The sequence below is a fragment of the Limnohabitans sp. Rim8 genome (genome assembly GCF_945901735.1).
Taxonomy (GTDB): Bacteria; Pseudomonadota; Gammaproteobacteria; order Burkholderiales; family Burkholderiaceae_C; genus Limnohabitans_A.
The window spans coordinates 88,402-102,450 of record NZ_CAMDLM010000006.1; the positions used below are offsets into that span (position 1 = coordinate 88,402).

17 protein-coding genes are annotated in these 14,049 nt (G+C 59.0%); 13 read left to right on the forward strand and 4 right to left on the reverse strand.

Annotation, left to right across the window (positions count from 1 at the left end; genetic code table 11):
• Positions 1-45 precede the first annotated feature (45 nt).
• The 8 genes from Q0O99_RS04685 to Q0O99_RS04720 all read left to right on the forward strand — a co-directional run bounded on the left by Q0O99_RS04685 (position 46) and on the right by Q0O99_RS04720 (position 6,330).
• Positions 46-963 (forward strand): biotin synthase, encoded by a 918-nt coding sequence (locus tag Q0O99_RS04685; RefSeq protein WP_293749067.1) that lies wholly within the window; start codon positions 46-48, stop codon positions 961-963.
• 95 nt (positions 964-1,058) lie between these two features.
• Positions 1,059-1,535 (forward strand): DUF2244 domain-containing protein, encoded by a 477-nt coding sequence (locus tag Q0O99_RS04690; protein WP_293749069.1) that lies wholly within the window; start codon positions 1,059-1,061, stop codon positions 1,533-1,535.
• 75 nt (positions 1,536-1,610) lie between these two features.
• On the forward strand, positions 1,611-2,783 hold the full coding sequence (gene coxB, locus Q0O99_RS04695) for a cytochrome c oxidase subunit II (protein WP_293749071.1): 1,173 nt from the start codon (positions 1,611-1,613) through the stop codon (positions 2,781-2,783).
• A 32-nt stretch (positions 2,784-2,815) separates the two neighbouring features.
• Positions 2,816-4,432, forward strand: a complete 1,617-nt coding sequence (ctaD, locus tag Q0O99_RS04700) for a cytochrome c oxidase subunit I (RefSeq protein ID WP_293749073.1) — start codon at positions 2,816-2,818, stop codon at positions 4,430-4,432.
• 11 nt (positions 4,433-4,443) lie between these two features.
• Positions 4,444-4,554 (forward strand): cytochrome oxidase small assembly protein, encoded by a 111-nt coding sequence (locus Q0O99_RS04705; RefSeq protein WP_293749075.1) that lies wholly within the window; start codon positions 4,444-4,446, stop codon positions 4,552-4,554.
• A gap of 10 nt (positions 4,555-4,564) precedes the next feature.
• On the forward strand, positions 4,565-5,194 hold the full coding sequence (locus Q0O99_RS04710) for a cytochrome c oxidase assembly protein (protein WP_293749077.1): 630 nt from the start codon (positions 4,565-4,567) through the stop codon (positions 5,192-5,194).
• Complete coding sequence (locus tag Q0O99_RS04715) at positions 5,191-5,406, forward strand: DUF2970 domain-containing protein (RefSeq protein ID WP_293749079.1); 216 nt, start codon at positions 5,191-5,193, stop codon at positions 5,404-5,406. The genes Q0O99_RS04710 and Q0O99_RS04715 overlap by 4 nt, the downstream gene beginning before the upstream one ends.
• 42 nt (positions 5,407-5,448) lie before the next feature.
• Positions 5,449-6,330, forward strand: coding sequence for a cytochrome c oxidase subunit 3 (locus Q0O99_RS04720; protein WP_293749081.1), 882 nt, complete (start codon positions 5,449-5,451; stop codon positions 6,328-6,330).
• A 115-nt stretch (positions 6,331-6,445) separates the two neighbouring features.
• On the opposite strand, the gene Q0O99_RS04725 is transcribed toward Q0O99_RS04720, so the two are convergent.
• Complete coding sequence (locus Q0O99_RS04725; protein WP_293749083.1) at positions 6,446-6,679, reverse strand: twin transmembrane helix small protein; 234 nt, start codon at positions 6,677-6,679, stop codon at positions 6,446-6,448.
• 14 nt (positions 6,680-6,693) lie between these two features.
• Between Q0O99_RS04725 and Q0O99_RS04730 the strand changes: the two genes are divergently transcribed.
• From Q0O99_RS04730 to Q0O99_RS04750, 5 genes are read left to right on the forward strand one after another with little or no spacing between them, the layout of a single operon-like run.
• Positions 6,694-7,437 carry an SURF1 family protein gene (locus Q0O99_RS04730; protein WP_293749085.1) on the forward strand — a complete coding sequence of 248 codons (744 nt, stop codon included), beginning with the start codon at positions 6,694-6,696 and terminating at the stop codon, positions 7,435-7,437.
• Positions 7,388-8,101: a redoxin domain-containing protein gene (locus tag Q0O99_RS04735; protein ID WP_293749086.1), complete on the forward strand. Its 714-nt coding sequence runs from the start codon at positions 7,388-7,390 to the stop codon at positions 8,099-8,101. Before Q0O99_RS04730 ends, Q0O99_RS04735 begins: the two co-directional genes overlap by 50 nt.
• A 3-nt stretch (positions 8,102-8,104) precedes the next feature.
• A complete protein-coding gene (locus Q0O99_RS04740; RefSeq protein WP_293749088.1) occupies positions 8,105-9,235 on the forward strand; it encodes a heme A synthase in 1,131 nt (376 codons plus the stop codon).
• The gene (cyoE, locus tag Q0O99_RS04745) at positions 9,232-10,128 is read left to right on the forward strand and encodes a heme o synthase (RefSeq protein ID WP_293749090.1); all 897 of its coding nucleotides are present in this window, start codon (positions 9,232-9,234) and stop codon (positions 10,126-10,128) included. The genes Q0O99_RS04740 and cyoE overlap by 4 nt, the downstream gene beginning before the upstream one ends.
• A gap of 10 nt (positions 10,129-10,138) precedes the next feature.
• Entirely contained in the window at positions 10,139-10,747 is a 609-nt protein-coding gene (locus Q0O99_RS04750; RefSeq protein ID WP_293749091.1) for an SCO family protein, read from the forward strand.
• 56 nt (positions 10,748-10,803) lie between these two features.
• Here the strand turns inward: Q0O99_RS04750 and Q0O99_RS04755 are convergent, their stop codons facing one another.
• The 3 genes from Q0O99_RS04755 to ftsY all read right to left on the reverse strand — a co-directional run bounded on the left by Q0O99_RS04755 (position 10,804) and on the right by ftsY (position 14,037).
• Positions 10,804-11,811 (reverse strand): tripartite tricarboxylate transporter substrate binding protein, encoded by a 1,008-nt coding sequence (locus Q0O99_RS04755; protein ID WP_293749093.1) that lies wholly within the window; start codon positions 11,809-11,811, stop codon positions 10,804-10,806.
• 108 nt (positions 11,812-11,919) lie between these two features.
• A complete protein-coding gene (gene rpoH, locus Q0O99_RS04760; protein ID WP_293749095.1) occupies positions 11,920-12,852 on the reverse strand; it encodes an RNA polymerase sigma factor RpoH in 933 nt (310 codons plus the stop codon).
• Positions 12,853-13,008: 156 nt separating this feature from the next.
• Positions 13,009-14,037, reverse strand: a complete 1,029-nt coding sequence (gene ftsY, locus Q0O99_RS04765; protein ID WP_293749145.1) for a signal recognition particle-docking protein FtsY — start codon at positions 14,035-14,037, stop codon at positions 13,009-13,011.
• Between the last annotated feature and the right edge of the window lie 12 nt (positions 14,038-14,049).

The window sequence follows — 14,049 nt, forward strand, 5'->3', positions numbered from 1 at the left end:
CTGTTGGAGCTTGAGCGGGCCCAGCTCCATTGAGACCCCTGCCCCATGCCCCAAGCCCTTCGCCCCCCCTCTTTGGACCCTGTTGCCGCTGCCCGCTGGCAGGGCCTGCCTGTGTTGGACGCACAGTCGCCTTGGCTGCATGAAGAGGTGGCCACGCGCATGCAGGAGCGGCTGGATTTCATCAAACTGCAACCGGAACAGTGGGTGCATTGGAAGCCTCTGCGCGGCGGGCTGGCAGCACAACGTGCGCTCGAGCAGCGTTATCCCAAGGCGCAGGTGTGGCTGGCCGGAGAGCCGCCAACGCATGCACAGGCCACCCGGCAGGCACTTCAAACGCCGTGGTGGCAAGTGCAGCACTGGCGTGGCCCCAAGCGGCATGAAGGTTTGCCACCCGAGCACTCGGTGCAAATGCTGTGGGCCAACATGCACCTGCATGCCAGTGCCGAGCCCCAGGCCTTGCTGCAAACATGGCACCGTGCCTTGGCGGTTGATGGTTTCTTGATGTTTTCTTGCCTGGGCCCCGATACGCTGCGTGGTTTGCGCCAGGTGTATGCCCAGGCGGGCTGGCCCGAGCCCGCGCACGAGTTCACCGACATGCACGACTGGGGGGACATGCTGGTGGAAGCCGGTTTTGCCGAGCCGGTCATGGACATGGAGCGGATCACCTTGACCTATGCCAGCCCTGATACTTTGTTGGCCGAGTTGCGGGGGCTGGGGCGCAATTTGCATGTGCAGCGATTTCAGGGCTTGCGTTCGCGCCAATGGCGTTCACGCTTGTCAGAGGCCTTGCTGACGCTGGCGCGCCCCGAAGAGGGCGGACGCTTGTCCTTGGGATTCGAGATTGTTTACGGTCATGCCCTGAAGCCTCAACCGCGCATGAAAATGGCCGCAAAAACCCAAATCGGTCTGGATCAGATGCGGCTTATGCTGCAATCGGGTGGGGGTATACAGGACAAAGTTTGAGAACTGTCAAAAGATGATTTGATCTCAGGTAAAATCAGTAGGTTTTTGATCACAGAACTGGCTTGACAGGGTGTAGGGTTAATGAAAGTTGACGGATGTCAAATCAGAATTACCAATTAGCGCAAGTGTCGGGCCCTGCTGTTCAATGGCGGCTTAAACGCAATTGCTCGGTCACGCCGGTCCAGTTGGGCTGGATGTACCTTTCGTTGTGCACGCTGTCCTTGGGCATCGGGGTGTTCTTCTGGATGCAGGGGGCCACTTTGGTGCTGGCCTTTGCAGGCGTTGAGGTGGCGGTGGTGGGGTTGGCTTTTTTGACCTATGCCCGACACGCCGCGGATGGAGAGATGATTTCCCTGCAAGGCAGCAACCTGGTGGTTGAGCTGGAAACGGCGGGCCGACTGGAACGGGCTGAATTTGAGCGCCAGTGGGTGCGGGTTGAGCCCAAGTCCGGTGACCAAAGCCTGATCGAGTTGTCAGGTCAAGGTCGATCCATCGAAGTGGGCCGATTTGTCAGGCCCGAGCTCCGGCAAGTGCTGGCGCGAGAAATCAGGAGGGCATTGCGCTCAGCGTGATGACACTGGCCAAACGGGACGCCCGGCTTGGCCAAAAGTTTGAGTTCAACAGAGTCTTGGAAGTTAGTGAGAACCATGAAGAATATTTCCAACCAATTGGCTTCTTTGCTGTCCCGCGCGGGCATCTTTGCAGGCGCGTGGGCAACCACGGCAGCTTATGCGGTCAATGATTTGCCGGGTGGCCCTGCGGTCAATCAGCTCAATTTGCACCCTGCTGCCACCAAAATTGCCGAAGAGCAGCAATGGCTTCACTGGTTCATGCTGATCCTTTGCACGGTGATTTTCATTGCCGTGTTCGCGGTCATGTTCTATTCCATCTGGAAGCACCGCAAGTCGGTCGGCCACAAGCCAGCCAAATTCACAGAATCCATCACGGTGGAAGTGATCTGGACGGCAGTGCCTTTCGTGATTGTGATTTTGATGGCTTTGCCCGCTACCAAAGTTCTGGTCGCGCAAAAAGACACCACCAATGCCGATCTGACCATCAAAGCCACCGGCTACCAGTGGAAGTGGGGCTACGACTACATCAAGGGTGAGGGCGAAGGTCTGAGTTACATCTCAACTCTGGATTCCGGCCATCGCGCCATGTCCAATGCGGGCAAGCCCGAAGGTGATAACTATTTGCTCAAGGTTGACTACCCGTTGGTGGTTCCGGTGGGCCAAAAAGTACGCGTGATCACCACAGCCAACGATGTGATCCACGCATTTGCGGTGCCTGCTTTCGGCATCAAACAAGATGCGATACCCGGCTTCGTGCGTGACACCTGGTTCCGTGCTGAAAAAACTGGCGACTTTTACGGTCAGTGCCAAGAGTTGTGCGGAAAAGAGCATGCGTATATGCCCATCCATGTGAAAGTGTTGTCTGCACAAGATTACGCTGCATGGGTGGTGGAAGAAAAGAAAAAGCAAGCCGCCAAAGCCGATGATCCGGCCAAAGTCTGGGCCATGGACGATTTGTCCAAGCGTGGTGAAAAAGTTTACGCTGCCAACTGCGCGGCTTGCCACCAAGCCACCGGCAAAGCGGCGGGTGCCATTAAAGCCCTTGACGGTTCCGCACTCGTCCTGGACGCGGACAAATCCAAGCAAATCGCTGTGTTGCTGAACGGCCAAAACAACGGTGCCATGCCCGCATGGAAGCAGTTGTCGGACACTGAAATCGCAGCCGTGATTACCTACACCAAGAACAACTGGTCCAACAAGACCGGGCAAATTGTGCAGCCGGCTGAAATTCTGGCCGCGCGCAAATAAACCGTACCGTATTCAAATCAAAGGAAATCAAGATGAGTGCCGTTCTCGACCATCACGATCACGCCCATGACGACCACGGTCACGCGCCTGCGGGCTGGCGTCGGTGGGTGTATGCCACCAACCACAAAGACATTGGTACCTTGTACCTGCTGTTCAGCTTCGCCATGCTGATGGTGGGCGGTGTGCTGGCCCTGGGCATCCGTGCCGAGTTGTTCCAGCCAGGCTTGCAAATCGTCAACCCCGAGTTGTTCAACCAGTTCACCACCATGCACGGCATCATCATGGTGTTCGGTGCGATCATGCCGGCCTTTGTGGGGTTTGCAAACTGGATGATTCCTTTGCAAATTGGCGCCGCTGACATGGCTTTTGCCCGCATGAACAACTTCAGCTTCTGGCTGATGATTCCTGCGTCCTTGATGCTGATGGGTTCATTCTTCATGCCTGGCGGCGCACCCGCAGCTGGCTGGACGCTTTACGCCCCCTTGACCCTGCAAATGGGCCCATCGATGGATGCAGCGATTTTTGCGATGCACATCCTTGGCGCTTCCTCCATCATGGGCTCGATCAACATCATCGTGACCATCCTGAACATGCGCGCCCCGGGCATGACCTTGATGAAAATGCCCATGTTCGCCTGGACTTGGCTGATCACCGCTTACCTGCTGATTGCCGTGATGCCCGTGTTGGCGGGCGCGATCACCATGACTTTGACTGACCGTCACTTTGGTACCAGCTTCTTCAACCCCGCGGGTGGTGGTGACCCGGTCATGTACCAGCACATTTTTTGGTTCTTCGGTCACCCCGAGGTGTACATCATGATCTTGCCGGCATTCGGCATCATCAGCCACATCGTGCCTGCTTTCGCGCGCAAGAAACTGTTCGGTTACGCCTCCATGGTGTACGCCACATCGTCCATTGCCATCCTGTCGTTCATCGTGTGGGCGCACCACATGTTCACCACCGGCATGCCCGTCACCGGTCAGTTGTTCTTCATGTACGCGACGATGCTGATCGCCGTGCCGACCGCTGTGAAGATCTTCAACTGGATTGCCACCATGTGGCGCGGCTCCATGACGTTTGAAACCCCGATGCTGTTTGCGGTGGGCTTCATCTTTGTGTTCACCATGGGTGGTTTCACCGGATTGATCTTGGCCATGGCCCCGATTGACATCCAGTTGCAAGACACTTACTACGTGGTGGCCCACTTCCACTACGTGCTGGTGGCGGGTTCCTTGTTCGCGCTGTTCGCCGGTGTTTACTTCTGGATTCCCAAGTGGACGGGTGTGATGTACAACGAATCACGCGGCAAGATCCACTTCTGGTGGTCGCTGATTTCCTTCAACATCACCTTCTTCCCAATGCACTTTCTGGGTCTGGCTGGCATGCCCCGTCGCTACGCCGACTACCCCATGCAGTTCACCGACTTCAACATGATCGCCTCGGTGGGTGCCTTCTTCTTCGGTTTCGCTCAGGTGTATTTCTTCTTATTCGTGGTCTTGCCTTGTATGCTAGGGAAGGGCGAAAAAGCCCCGCAGAAGCCTTGGGAAGGCGCTGAAGGCCTGGAGTGGGAAGTGCCTTCGCCAGCACCTTTCCATACCTTCGAAAATCCGCCCAAGCTGGACGCTACAGCCACCCGCGTGATTGGTTGATGGACACGGCCATGACCCCTGAACAAAGAAAAAGCAACGTGCGCCTGGGCCTGATCTTGGCTTCGGTGGCCTGCGTTGTGTTGGCTGGTTTTGTGGCCAAGATATTGATCTTGAATTCCTGAGAGAACCAAGATGAACCTGCGCGGTGAAAATGTGAAGATGGTGGGCAAGTTGGCGATCGTCACCGCTGGCATGTTCGGGTTCGGCTATGCGCTGGTGCCCATTTACAAGGCCATTTGCGAGATCACGGGCATCAACATCCTGTCGATTTCTGAGACGCAGGTCCCGGGCAACGCCAAGGCGGGCAAAGCAGCCGAAGTGTTGCGCAACAGCCAAGTGGACACCAGCCGAACCATCACCGTGGAATTCGATGCGAATGTGCGCGGACCTTGGGATTTCAAGCCGGAAAAACGCTCCATGCAGGTTCACCCTGGTGAGCTGAGCACCGTGATGTACGAATTTCAAAACGTGCAAAACCGCCGCATGGCTGCCCAAGCCATTCCCAGCTATGCCCCACAACAGGCTGCCAGCCATTTCAACAAACTCGAGTGTTTCTGTTTCAACCAGTACACACTGGAGCCGGGTGAAAAGAAGTCCTGGCCTGTGGCCTTCGTGATCGACCCCAAGTTGTCCAAAGACGTGACCACCATCACGCTGTCCTACACCTTCTTTGAAGTGGGTGGCAAAACACCAGTGGCACCGACCGCACCATTGGCCGCTGCCGTACAGCCCGTCACGGTCAAGACAGGTTGGGGTTCATGACAGCGCCTGTTCGTCAAACTTCATGGCTGCGCACCATTCAAGTGGTGCTGTGGTCCTTTGTCGGGCTTCGCAAGAATTCCGAATCGCAGCAAGACATTGAAAAGCTCAACCCCTTCCACATCATCGGTGTGGCCATCGGGATGGCATTGTTGTTTGTTTTGGGGCTGATCGCCCTGGTCAATTGGGTGGTGGCACAGCCGATTGGCCTTTAACCCGCATCGTTTGATTTCGAATAAGAGAGAGCAGGAGTCCCCATGAGTTCAGCAGCACACGGCACCACGCCTTATTACTACGTTCCGCACCCATCGCGTCACCCGGTGATGGCCGCCATCGGCCTGTTTTTCCTGATTCTGGGTGCTGGTCAGTGGATCAACGGTGCCGACTGGGGCATGTATTGCCTGTTCTTCGGCATGGCATGGTGGTTGATCGTTTTGTACCAGTGGTTCTCTGAGTCCGTGCACGAAAGCGAAACCGGCATGTACGGTCGCAAAATCGATTTGTCTTTCCGTTGGAGCATGACCTGGTTCATTTTCTCCGAAGTCATGTTCTTCGGTGCCTTCTTCACCGCACTGTGGTGGGCCCGGGCACACTCGATCCCTGCGCTCGGCAGCTTGGAAAATGCACTGCTTTGGCCTGACTTCAAAGCCGCATGGCCCAGCGTGGTGGCCGGTGCCACCACCTCGCCAGCCGGCTTTGTTGAGCCCTTCCAAACCATGGGCCCTTTCTGGTTGCCGACCATCAACACCGCTTTGCTGTTGACATCGGGCGTGACCTTGACCATCGCTCACCATGCCCTGCAGGTGGGTGACCGCAGCAAGACCATCAAGTTCATGTGGATGACGGTGTTGCTGGGCGTCACTTTCCTCTTGGTGCAGGGTTACGAATATGCCCACGCTTGGGGTGATCTGAACCTCAAATTGTCTTCCGGCATTTACGGCTCTACTTTCTACATGCTGACCGGTTTCCACGGCTTTCACGTGTTCGTGGGCATGTTGATGCTCTTGTTCATCACCCTGCGTTTGCAAAAAGGCCACTTCACCAAAGACCGTCACTTCGGCTTTGAGGGTGCGGCTTGGTACTGGCACTTTGTGGACGTGGTGTGGCTGGGTTTGTACATCCTGGTGTATTGGATGTAAGCCTGCCCTTGGCCCCAACAAAAAAGCGCCCAAGGGCGCTTTTTTGTTGGAGATGGATGACGCAAAAATGCCGATCAAATCGACATGGCGGTGGCCACAAAGATCGAAGCCTCGATCAAGCCCCTGGAGGAATGCCTGTAGGCTGGATCCAGCCCAATTTCCAGGCCGCCAGAACGCAGATGAAGAGGACAATGGAAAAGCCGACACGGAAGGCCAGCGCGGTGGCCATGTTGCCTTTTTTGGGTGCTTGGCCCTCAACGGGTGGGGCACTGCCCCGCATCATGTACATCAGGGCCGAGCCCAGACTGACCAAAATGGCAAGAAACGCGATGGCGACAAGAATTTTCATGGGCACATTATCCGATGACTGACAAACCCCTTCACTGGAAAAGATGGCTGGTGCTGGCAGTGGCTTCCGCAGGCGTGGCCATCACCTTTTCTCTGGGGCTGTGGCAGCTTGGCCGCGCCGAGGAGAAAACCGCTTTGCAAGATGCGCGCACACAGCAAGCGAGCAAAGAGGCGCTGGACGGCCGCACCCTGAGTGGTGGGCCTGAAGGTGTGGCGCAGCGCAGCGCGTTGATTCACCGCCGCTTGGTGGTGACGGGACGATGGCTGCCCAACCACACGGTGTACTTGGACAACCGGCAGATGAATGCCAAGCCTGGATTTTTTGTGCTAACCCCGTTGCAGATCGAAGGCACGGGCGAGGTCTTGGTGGTGCAGCGCGGTTGGGCGCAGCGATCTTTCACTGACCGTGCCGCATTGCCGCCAGTGCAGACGTCTGAAGACCGGATTCAAGTCGAGGGCCATTTGGCCCCATGGCCTTCAAGGCTCTATGACTTCGGTGGCGCCGAGACGGGTCCGATACGGCAAAATCTCGACCTGACCGCTTACCGTCAAGAATCGGGCTTGAAGGTGCTCGAAGTCACCTTACTGCAGTCGGGCGGGCCCTCGGAAGGCCTGCTGCGCGAATGGCCCGTGGTGGCCAGTGGTGTCGCCAAGCACCACGGATACGCTTTCCAATGGTTTGGCCTGAGTGGCCTGATCGCTTTACTTTATGTCTGGTTCCAAATTGTCCAACCCCGCCGCCAAAAACGACCTGCCTGACAGCCCCCTGGCCATGACGGTGCACGACTTGCCCAACCCCGGTTCAGTGGTGCAAGCCGATGCTCAGCGCACCCGCATGGGCCGCTGGAAAATGATCCTCATGATGCTGGTCTGCGCTTCTCCGGTCATCGCCTCGTATTTCACTTATTACGTGATCCGCCCCGAAGGCCGTCGTGTGTATGGCGAGCTGATCCAGCCGCAAAAAGACATGCCTCAGATCAGCGCCAAAAACCTGCAGGGCGAATCGGTCACGCTGAGCAGCCTCAAAGGCCAGTGGTTGTTGGTGACTGTCGCGCCGGGCGCTTGCGATGAACGCTGCCAACAAAACCTGTATTTTCAGCGCCAATTGCGCGAAATTTTGGCCCGCGAAAAGGACCGGGTCGACCGCGTCTGGTTGGTCACCGACGATACGCCTGTGGCCTCTGGTCTCTTGCCTGCCTTGAACATGGCGCATGTGCTGCGCCTGGATGCGGCCTCGGTGCAAAGCTGGATCAGCCCGGCCCCAGGGCAGCAGTTGCAGGACCATTTGTACGTCGTCGATCCGATGGGCAACTTCATGATGCGTTTCCCCGCCAACATGGACGTGCCCAGTGCCTCCAAAGCCAAGCGTGATCTGGAGCGCTTGCTCAAGGCCTCCTCGTCTTGGGACAATGCAGGACGCTGAGTCATGACCGAAGTGGACCTGTACAACCTGGAGCCCATTTTGGAGCTCATGGCCGTGGGCCTGGCGGTGGCAGCACTGCCCTTGGGCTGGTGGCTGTGGCGCCAGCGCAGCACCACGCCATCGGGGCGGCTCAAGGCCTTGACCCTGATCACCTTGTTTTTGACCTTCGATCTGGTGCTGTTTGGGGCGTTCACCCGGCTGACCGATTCCGGCTTGGGGTGCCCCGACTGGCCAGGTTGCTACGGCAGCGCCACGCCCATGGGGGCCAAGGCCGAAATCACGGCGGCTCAAACGGCCATGCCCACCGGACCGGTCACGCACAGCAAAGCCTGGATCGAGATGGTGCACCGTTACTTGGCCACGGGGGTGGGCGTCCTGATCCTGACGTTGGCCGCCATGACCTGGTGGCTGCGCCGCCAAAGCCGTGAGGTGAGCCCTTGGTTGCCCACGCTCACGTTGGTGTGGGTGTGCATGCAAGGGGCGTTTGGCGCGCTCACGGTGACCATGAAGCTGTTTCCGGCCATCGTCACCTTGCACCTGATGGGCGGCATCGGCTTGTTGGTTTTGTTGATGGCGCAAGCCGTCCGCTACGACGGTGCAGGCACGCGGCCCTTGCCGTCGCTATGGCGCGCAGGTCTGTGGGCTGGCTTTGTTTTGCTGTGTCTGCAAATTGCCTTGGGTGGCTGGGTCAGCACCAATTACGCGGTGTTGGCCTGCCCGGATTTCCCCACCTGCCACGGCCAGTGGGTGCCAGAGATGAACTGGCAAGGCTTCACCCTTTGGCGTGAACTGGGCTACACCCCGGCGGGTGAACTCTTGCCTTTCGCATCGCTGGTATCCATTCATTTTGTGCACCGCTCGGCCGCTTGGCTGGTGTTGGCGGTGCTGTTGTGGTTGGGCTGGCGTTTGCGTGGGCAGCCGGGCCTGGCCGCAGCCGGGCGCTGGTTGTTGGGCCTGTGCGCCTTACAGTTCGCCACTGGGTTGAGCAATGTGGTGCTGGGCTGGCCCTTGCTGGCTGCCGTGATGCACACCGGAGGAGCGGCTGCCATGGCCTTGACACTGACTTGGGCTTTGAGCGTCAGTCGGGTTGATAATTCAGGGCGTGTTCCCCTTTCCGAAAAGTTTGCCGAATGACCGTCGCCATCGCCCGTTTGCCCATGAATGTCTGGCAACAGTATTACGCGCTGACCAAACCGCGCGTGGTTCAATTGATCGTTTTCTGTGCCCTGATCGGCATGGTGCTGGCCGTCCCCGGTGTGCCTAGTCTGGCCGAATTGAAGCTGGGTTTGTGGGCCTGCCTTGGCATCTGGCTGGTGTCGGGGGCAGCGGCGGCCTTCAACTGCCTGGTTGAAAAGACCATCGATTCCAAAATGAAGCGTACCTCTTGGCGGCCCACCGCCAAAGGCGAGTTGAGCGACCGCCAGGCCTTGGTGTTTTCTGCGGCCTTGTGCGCCTTGGGATCGTTGGTGCTGTATGTGTTTGTGAACCCCCTCACGATGTGGCTTACGTTTGCCACCTTTGTGGGTTACGCCATTGTCTATACCGTGATCCTGAAGCCGCTCACGCCGCAAAATATCGTGATTGGCGGAGCCAGTGGCGCCATGCCCCCGGTGCTGGGCTGGGCTGCGATGACCGGTCAGGTGGGGCCTGAAGCCTTGATTCTGTTCTTGATCATCTTCCTCTGGACCCCGCCGCACTTTTGGGCGCTGGCGCTTTACCGGGTCGAGGACTACCGCAAGTCGGGCTTGCCCATGTTGCCCGTGACGCACGGCAACGCGTTCACCCGTTTGCAAATCTTGCTTTACACCATCGTGCTGATGGCGTCCTGCCTGATGCCCTTTGTCTACGGCATGAGCTCCTGGCTTTACTTGGCCACCGCAGTGGTGCTGAGCATCGGTTTCATCGGCTATGCGTTGGCCTTGTACCGAGATTATTCGGACGAGCTGGCCCGAAAGACTTTCCGTTTTTCACTGATCCACCTGAGCGCCTTGTTTGCCGCTTTGCTGCTGGACCACTACATTTTTTAGGGCTTCAGGCATGTCGCAACGCAGAATTTTTTCGAAAGCCGCCCTGGTCCTGGGTTTGGCCGGCGCGGTGTGGGGCTTGAGCGGCTGCGGCGCGGACAAACCTTCATTTCGCGGTGTGGACATCACCGGGGCCGACTACGCCCAAGGCTGGGAGTTGAGTGACCAAGACGGCCAAGTGCGCACCCTGAAGGACTTTGCGGGCAAGGCCGTGGTGGTGTTTTTTGGCTTCACCCAGTGCCCTGATGTTTGCCCGACCGCCTTGCAGGAAATGTCCCAGGCCAAACTGTTGCTGGGTGCCGATGGGGCCAAGCTCCAGGGCATCTTCATCACCGTCGACCCCGAGCGCGACACACCGGAGTTGCTCAAGGCCTACATGGCCAATTTCGGACCGGATTTTGTGGCCTTTCGCCCCTCGGCCGAGCAACTGCCCAAAGTCACCAAAGACTTCAAGATCTATTACAAAAAGGTCGAAGGTAAAACCCCCACCAGTTACACCCTGGACCACTCGGCGGGCAGTTTCACCTTTGATCCGAAAGGCCGCATCCGCTTGTACAACCGCCACGCCAGCGGTGCCGAGACGCTGGCTGCCGACGTGAAGATTTTGCTCGACGGCAAGTGAACCCGGGCCGCAGGGCTCGGGGCTGAACACGCCGCTTCAAAGACCGATTCAGGGCTTCAGTTCAACTCGATCTTCTGGCTGCGGATGATGTCGCCCAGAGCTTTTGTGTCTGACTGAATCCGGTTGCGCAAGCCCTCAGGCGAAGAGCCCACCACCTGCCAGCCTTGCTGGAACAAACGCGCACGCATCTCGGGGGCACGCACGATCTCGCTGACCATGGCCGACAGTTGGGTGGCCACAGCAGCGGGCATCGAAGCCGGGGCGGCCACCGCGTTCCAGATTTCCAGTTGGTAATCCTTCACGCCGATTTCGGACAGGCTGGGCACTTCGGCGGCCACCGGGCTGCGCCCGGTGCTCGAAGCCCCAATGGCCCGCAGTTTGCCGCCGCGCACCTGGGCGGCCGCCATGGCCGGTGGCAGCAAAGCCAGCTGCACCTGGCCCCCCAACATGGCGGTGATGATTTGCGGGTTGCCTGGGTAGGGCACATGCACAGGCGCAATGCCGGCTTTGGTTTTGAGCAGCTCCATGCCCAGGTGCGCCACGGTGCCGACACCGGGCGAGGCGTAGCTGAGTTGGTTGCCTGCCTTTTGGGCAAGGCTCAACCATTCGGCGGCAGTTTGACCGGGTGCATTGGCTGGGACAGTCAGCACCAGGGGCGCTTTGCCGATCAGGCTGATGGGCGCGAGGTCCATGAGGGGGTCATAAGGCACCTTGGAGTTCAGGATGCGGGCAATCGTCATGTTGCCGTTAATCATCAGGCCCAAGGTGTGGCCGTCGGTGGACTTGGCCACGAAGTCGGCGGCGATGTTGCCGCCAGCCCCCACTTTGTTCTCGACGATCACGTTTTGGCCCAAGGCCTTGGACAAAGGCTCGGCCAGCGCACGGGCCGTCAGGTCGGGGCTGGAGCCAGCCGGGAAGCCGACCACCAAGCGCACGGTTTGTGTGGGCCATGCCCCCGTGGCCGCTGGGTTGGCCCATGATGGCGTCAGTCCCCAAGCCAAAGCAGCGGCAACAGCTTGGGCCAAATGGCGGCGAGAAAAACCAGCGGAAGTGCGAATGGTCATGGTGGTTGCTTTCAAAACAAAACTGCCCTGACTTTAGCGCACTGTGGCCAATAAAATACCCGGACAAAACCGGGTATCTGAATCAAAGGTGGCTCACAAGGCCTGCGGTCAAACGAACTCGACCAAGGCCTTTTTCATTTTCTTCATGGCCGCGACTTCGATCTGGCGGATGCGCTCGGCGCTCACGCCGAATTCGTCGGCCAGGTCGTGCAGCGTCATGCCGCCCGAGCCGTTGTCGTTGACCTTGAGCCAGCGCTCTTCCACGATGCGGCGGCTGCGTTCGTCCAAGGCATTGAGGGCCGTGGCCAGGCCATCGCTGGACATCACGTCGCGCTCGTGCGCTTCAAGCATGGCGGTGGGCTCGTGGTTCACATCGGCCAAGTAGGCGATGGGGCCAAAGGCCTGCTCGCCGTCGTCCGATGGGGCGGGGTCCAGCAGCACATCGCCGCCGGACATGCGCATTTCCATCTCGCGCACTTCTTCTCGCTTGACGTTCAGGCTGTGCGCCATCGAATCCACCTGGTCGGGTGTCAGGGTGTCGCGGTGGGTGCCTTCATCGGCATCGGCCTTGTAGCCTTGCTTCATCGAGCGCAGGTTAAAGAACAGTTTGCGTTGGGCCTTGGTGGTGGCCACTTTGACCATGCGCCAGTTTTTCAGGATGTACTCGTGGATTTCGGCTTTGATCCAGTGCAGCGCGTAGCTGACCAGGCGCACGCCTTGATCGGGGTCGAAGCGCTTGACGGCTTTCATCAGGCCCACATTGCCTTCCTGGATCAGGTCGCCGTGCGGCAGGCCGTAGCCTAGGTATTGGCGAGACACCGACACCACCAAACGCAGGTGCGACAGCACCAACTTGCGCGCGGCTTCGAGGTCGTCGTTGGCTTTGAGTTGGCGGGCGGCCTCTTGCTCTTCCTCAAGGGTGAGCATGGGCATGCGGTTGACCGCAGAGATGTAGGCGTCCAAGTGGCCGAGCGAGGGCACGACCGCCCAAGGATTGCTCAGCGCAATGGCTGTGGCGGGGGAACCAGTTTGAATGTTCATACCAGAACTCCTTTCAGAATACCCCAATATTAGCACTCTCTGGTGAGGAGTGCTAAAGGACGGCCTCGGGGGTCTGAGGTTCCTCGGGTTTTCCCTGATTTTAAGAGGGGGAGCTGGGTCCGTCTGTGCGCTGGGCCACGGCGCTGGCTGGGGCTTTCAGCTCAAAAGGGCTTGGGCAAACTCGCGGGCGTTGAAGGTTTCCAGGTCTTCGAGCTTCTCGCCCACGCCAATGAAATAGACCGGAATCGGCTTTTCGCGGGCGATGGCACACAGCACCCCGCCCTTGGCGGTGCCGTCCAGCTTGGTGACGATCAGGCCCGTGAGGCCCAGTGTGTCATCAAAGGCCTTGACCTGAGCCAAGGCGTTTTGACCTGTGTTGCCGTCGATCACCAGCAGCACCTCGTGTGGGGCGGTGCCATCGGCCTTTTGCACCACGCGCTTGATCTTTTTCAGCTCTTCCATCAGATGCGTTTGGGTGGGCAGGCGGCCTGCCGTGTCCACCAGAACCACATCGCGGCCCCGGGCGCGGCCCGCGCTGACCGCGTCAAAGCTCACGGCGGCCGGGTCACCGCCTTGTTGGCTGATGATCTCGACCGTGTTGCGGGTGGCCCAAACAGCCAGTTGCTCTTTGGCGGCGGCGCGGAAAGTGTCGGCGGCGGCCAGCAGCACGCTCAGGCCCTCGTCGGCCAGGTGTTTCGTCAGTTTGCCAATGGACGTGGTTTTGCCGGCGCCGTTCACGCCCGCCACCATGATCACGGTGGGGTGGTGGTCGCCAATGGACAAGGGTTTTTGCAGGGGCGTCAGCAAGTCGGTGATGGCGTCGGCCAGCAGGGTTTTGACCTGAGACGGCTCGGTGGCTTTGGCCTCTTTGACCCGGCGCTTGAGGTCATGCAGCAAATGCTCGGTGGCTTTGACGCCGGTGTCGGCCACCAGCAGCGCGGTTTCCAGCTCTTCGTACAGTTCGTCGTCGATGCGTGTGCCGGTGAAGACGGTGGTGATGCTGGAGCCGGTTTTGCGCAGGCCCGCTTTCAGGCGGTCCAGCCAGCCCTGACGGGCGGCCGGTGCGGGCGCGGGTTCAGGCTGCGTCGGCGTTGGTGCGGCAGGCTGCGCCATAGGGGGCGCAATCGTCGCGGGAGGCGATGGCACCTCGGGCGGGGGGGATTTTTTTTTGAAGAAGCTGAACATGTCGTGGATTTC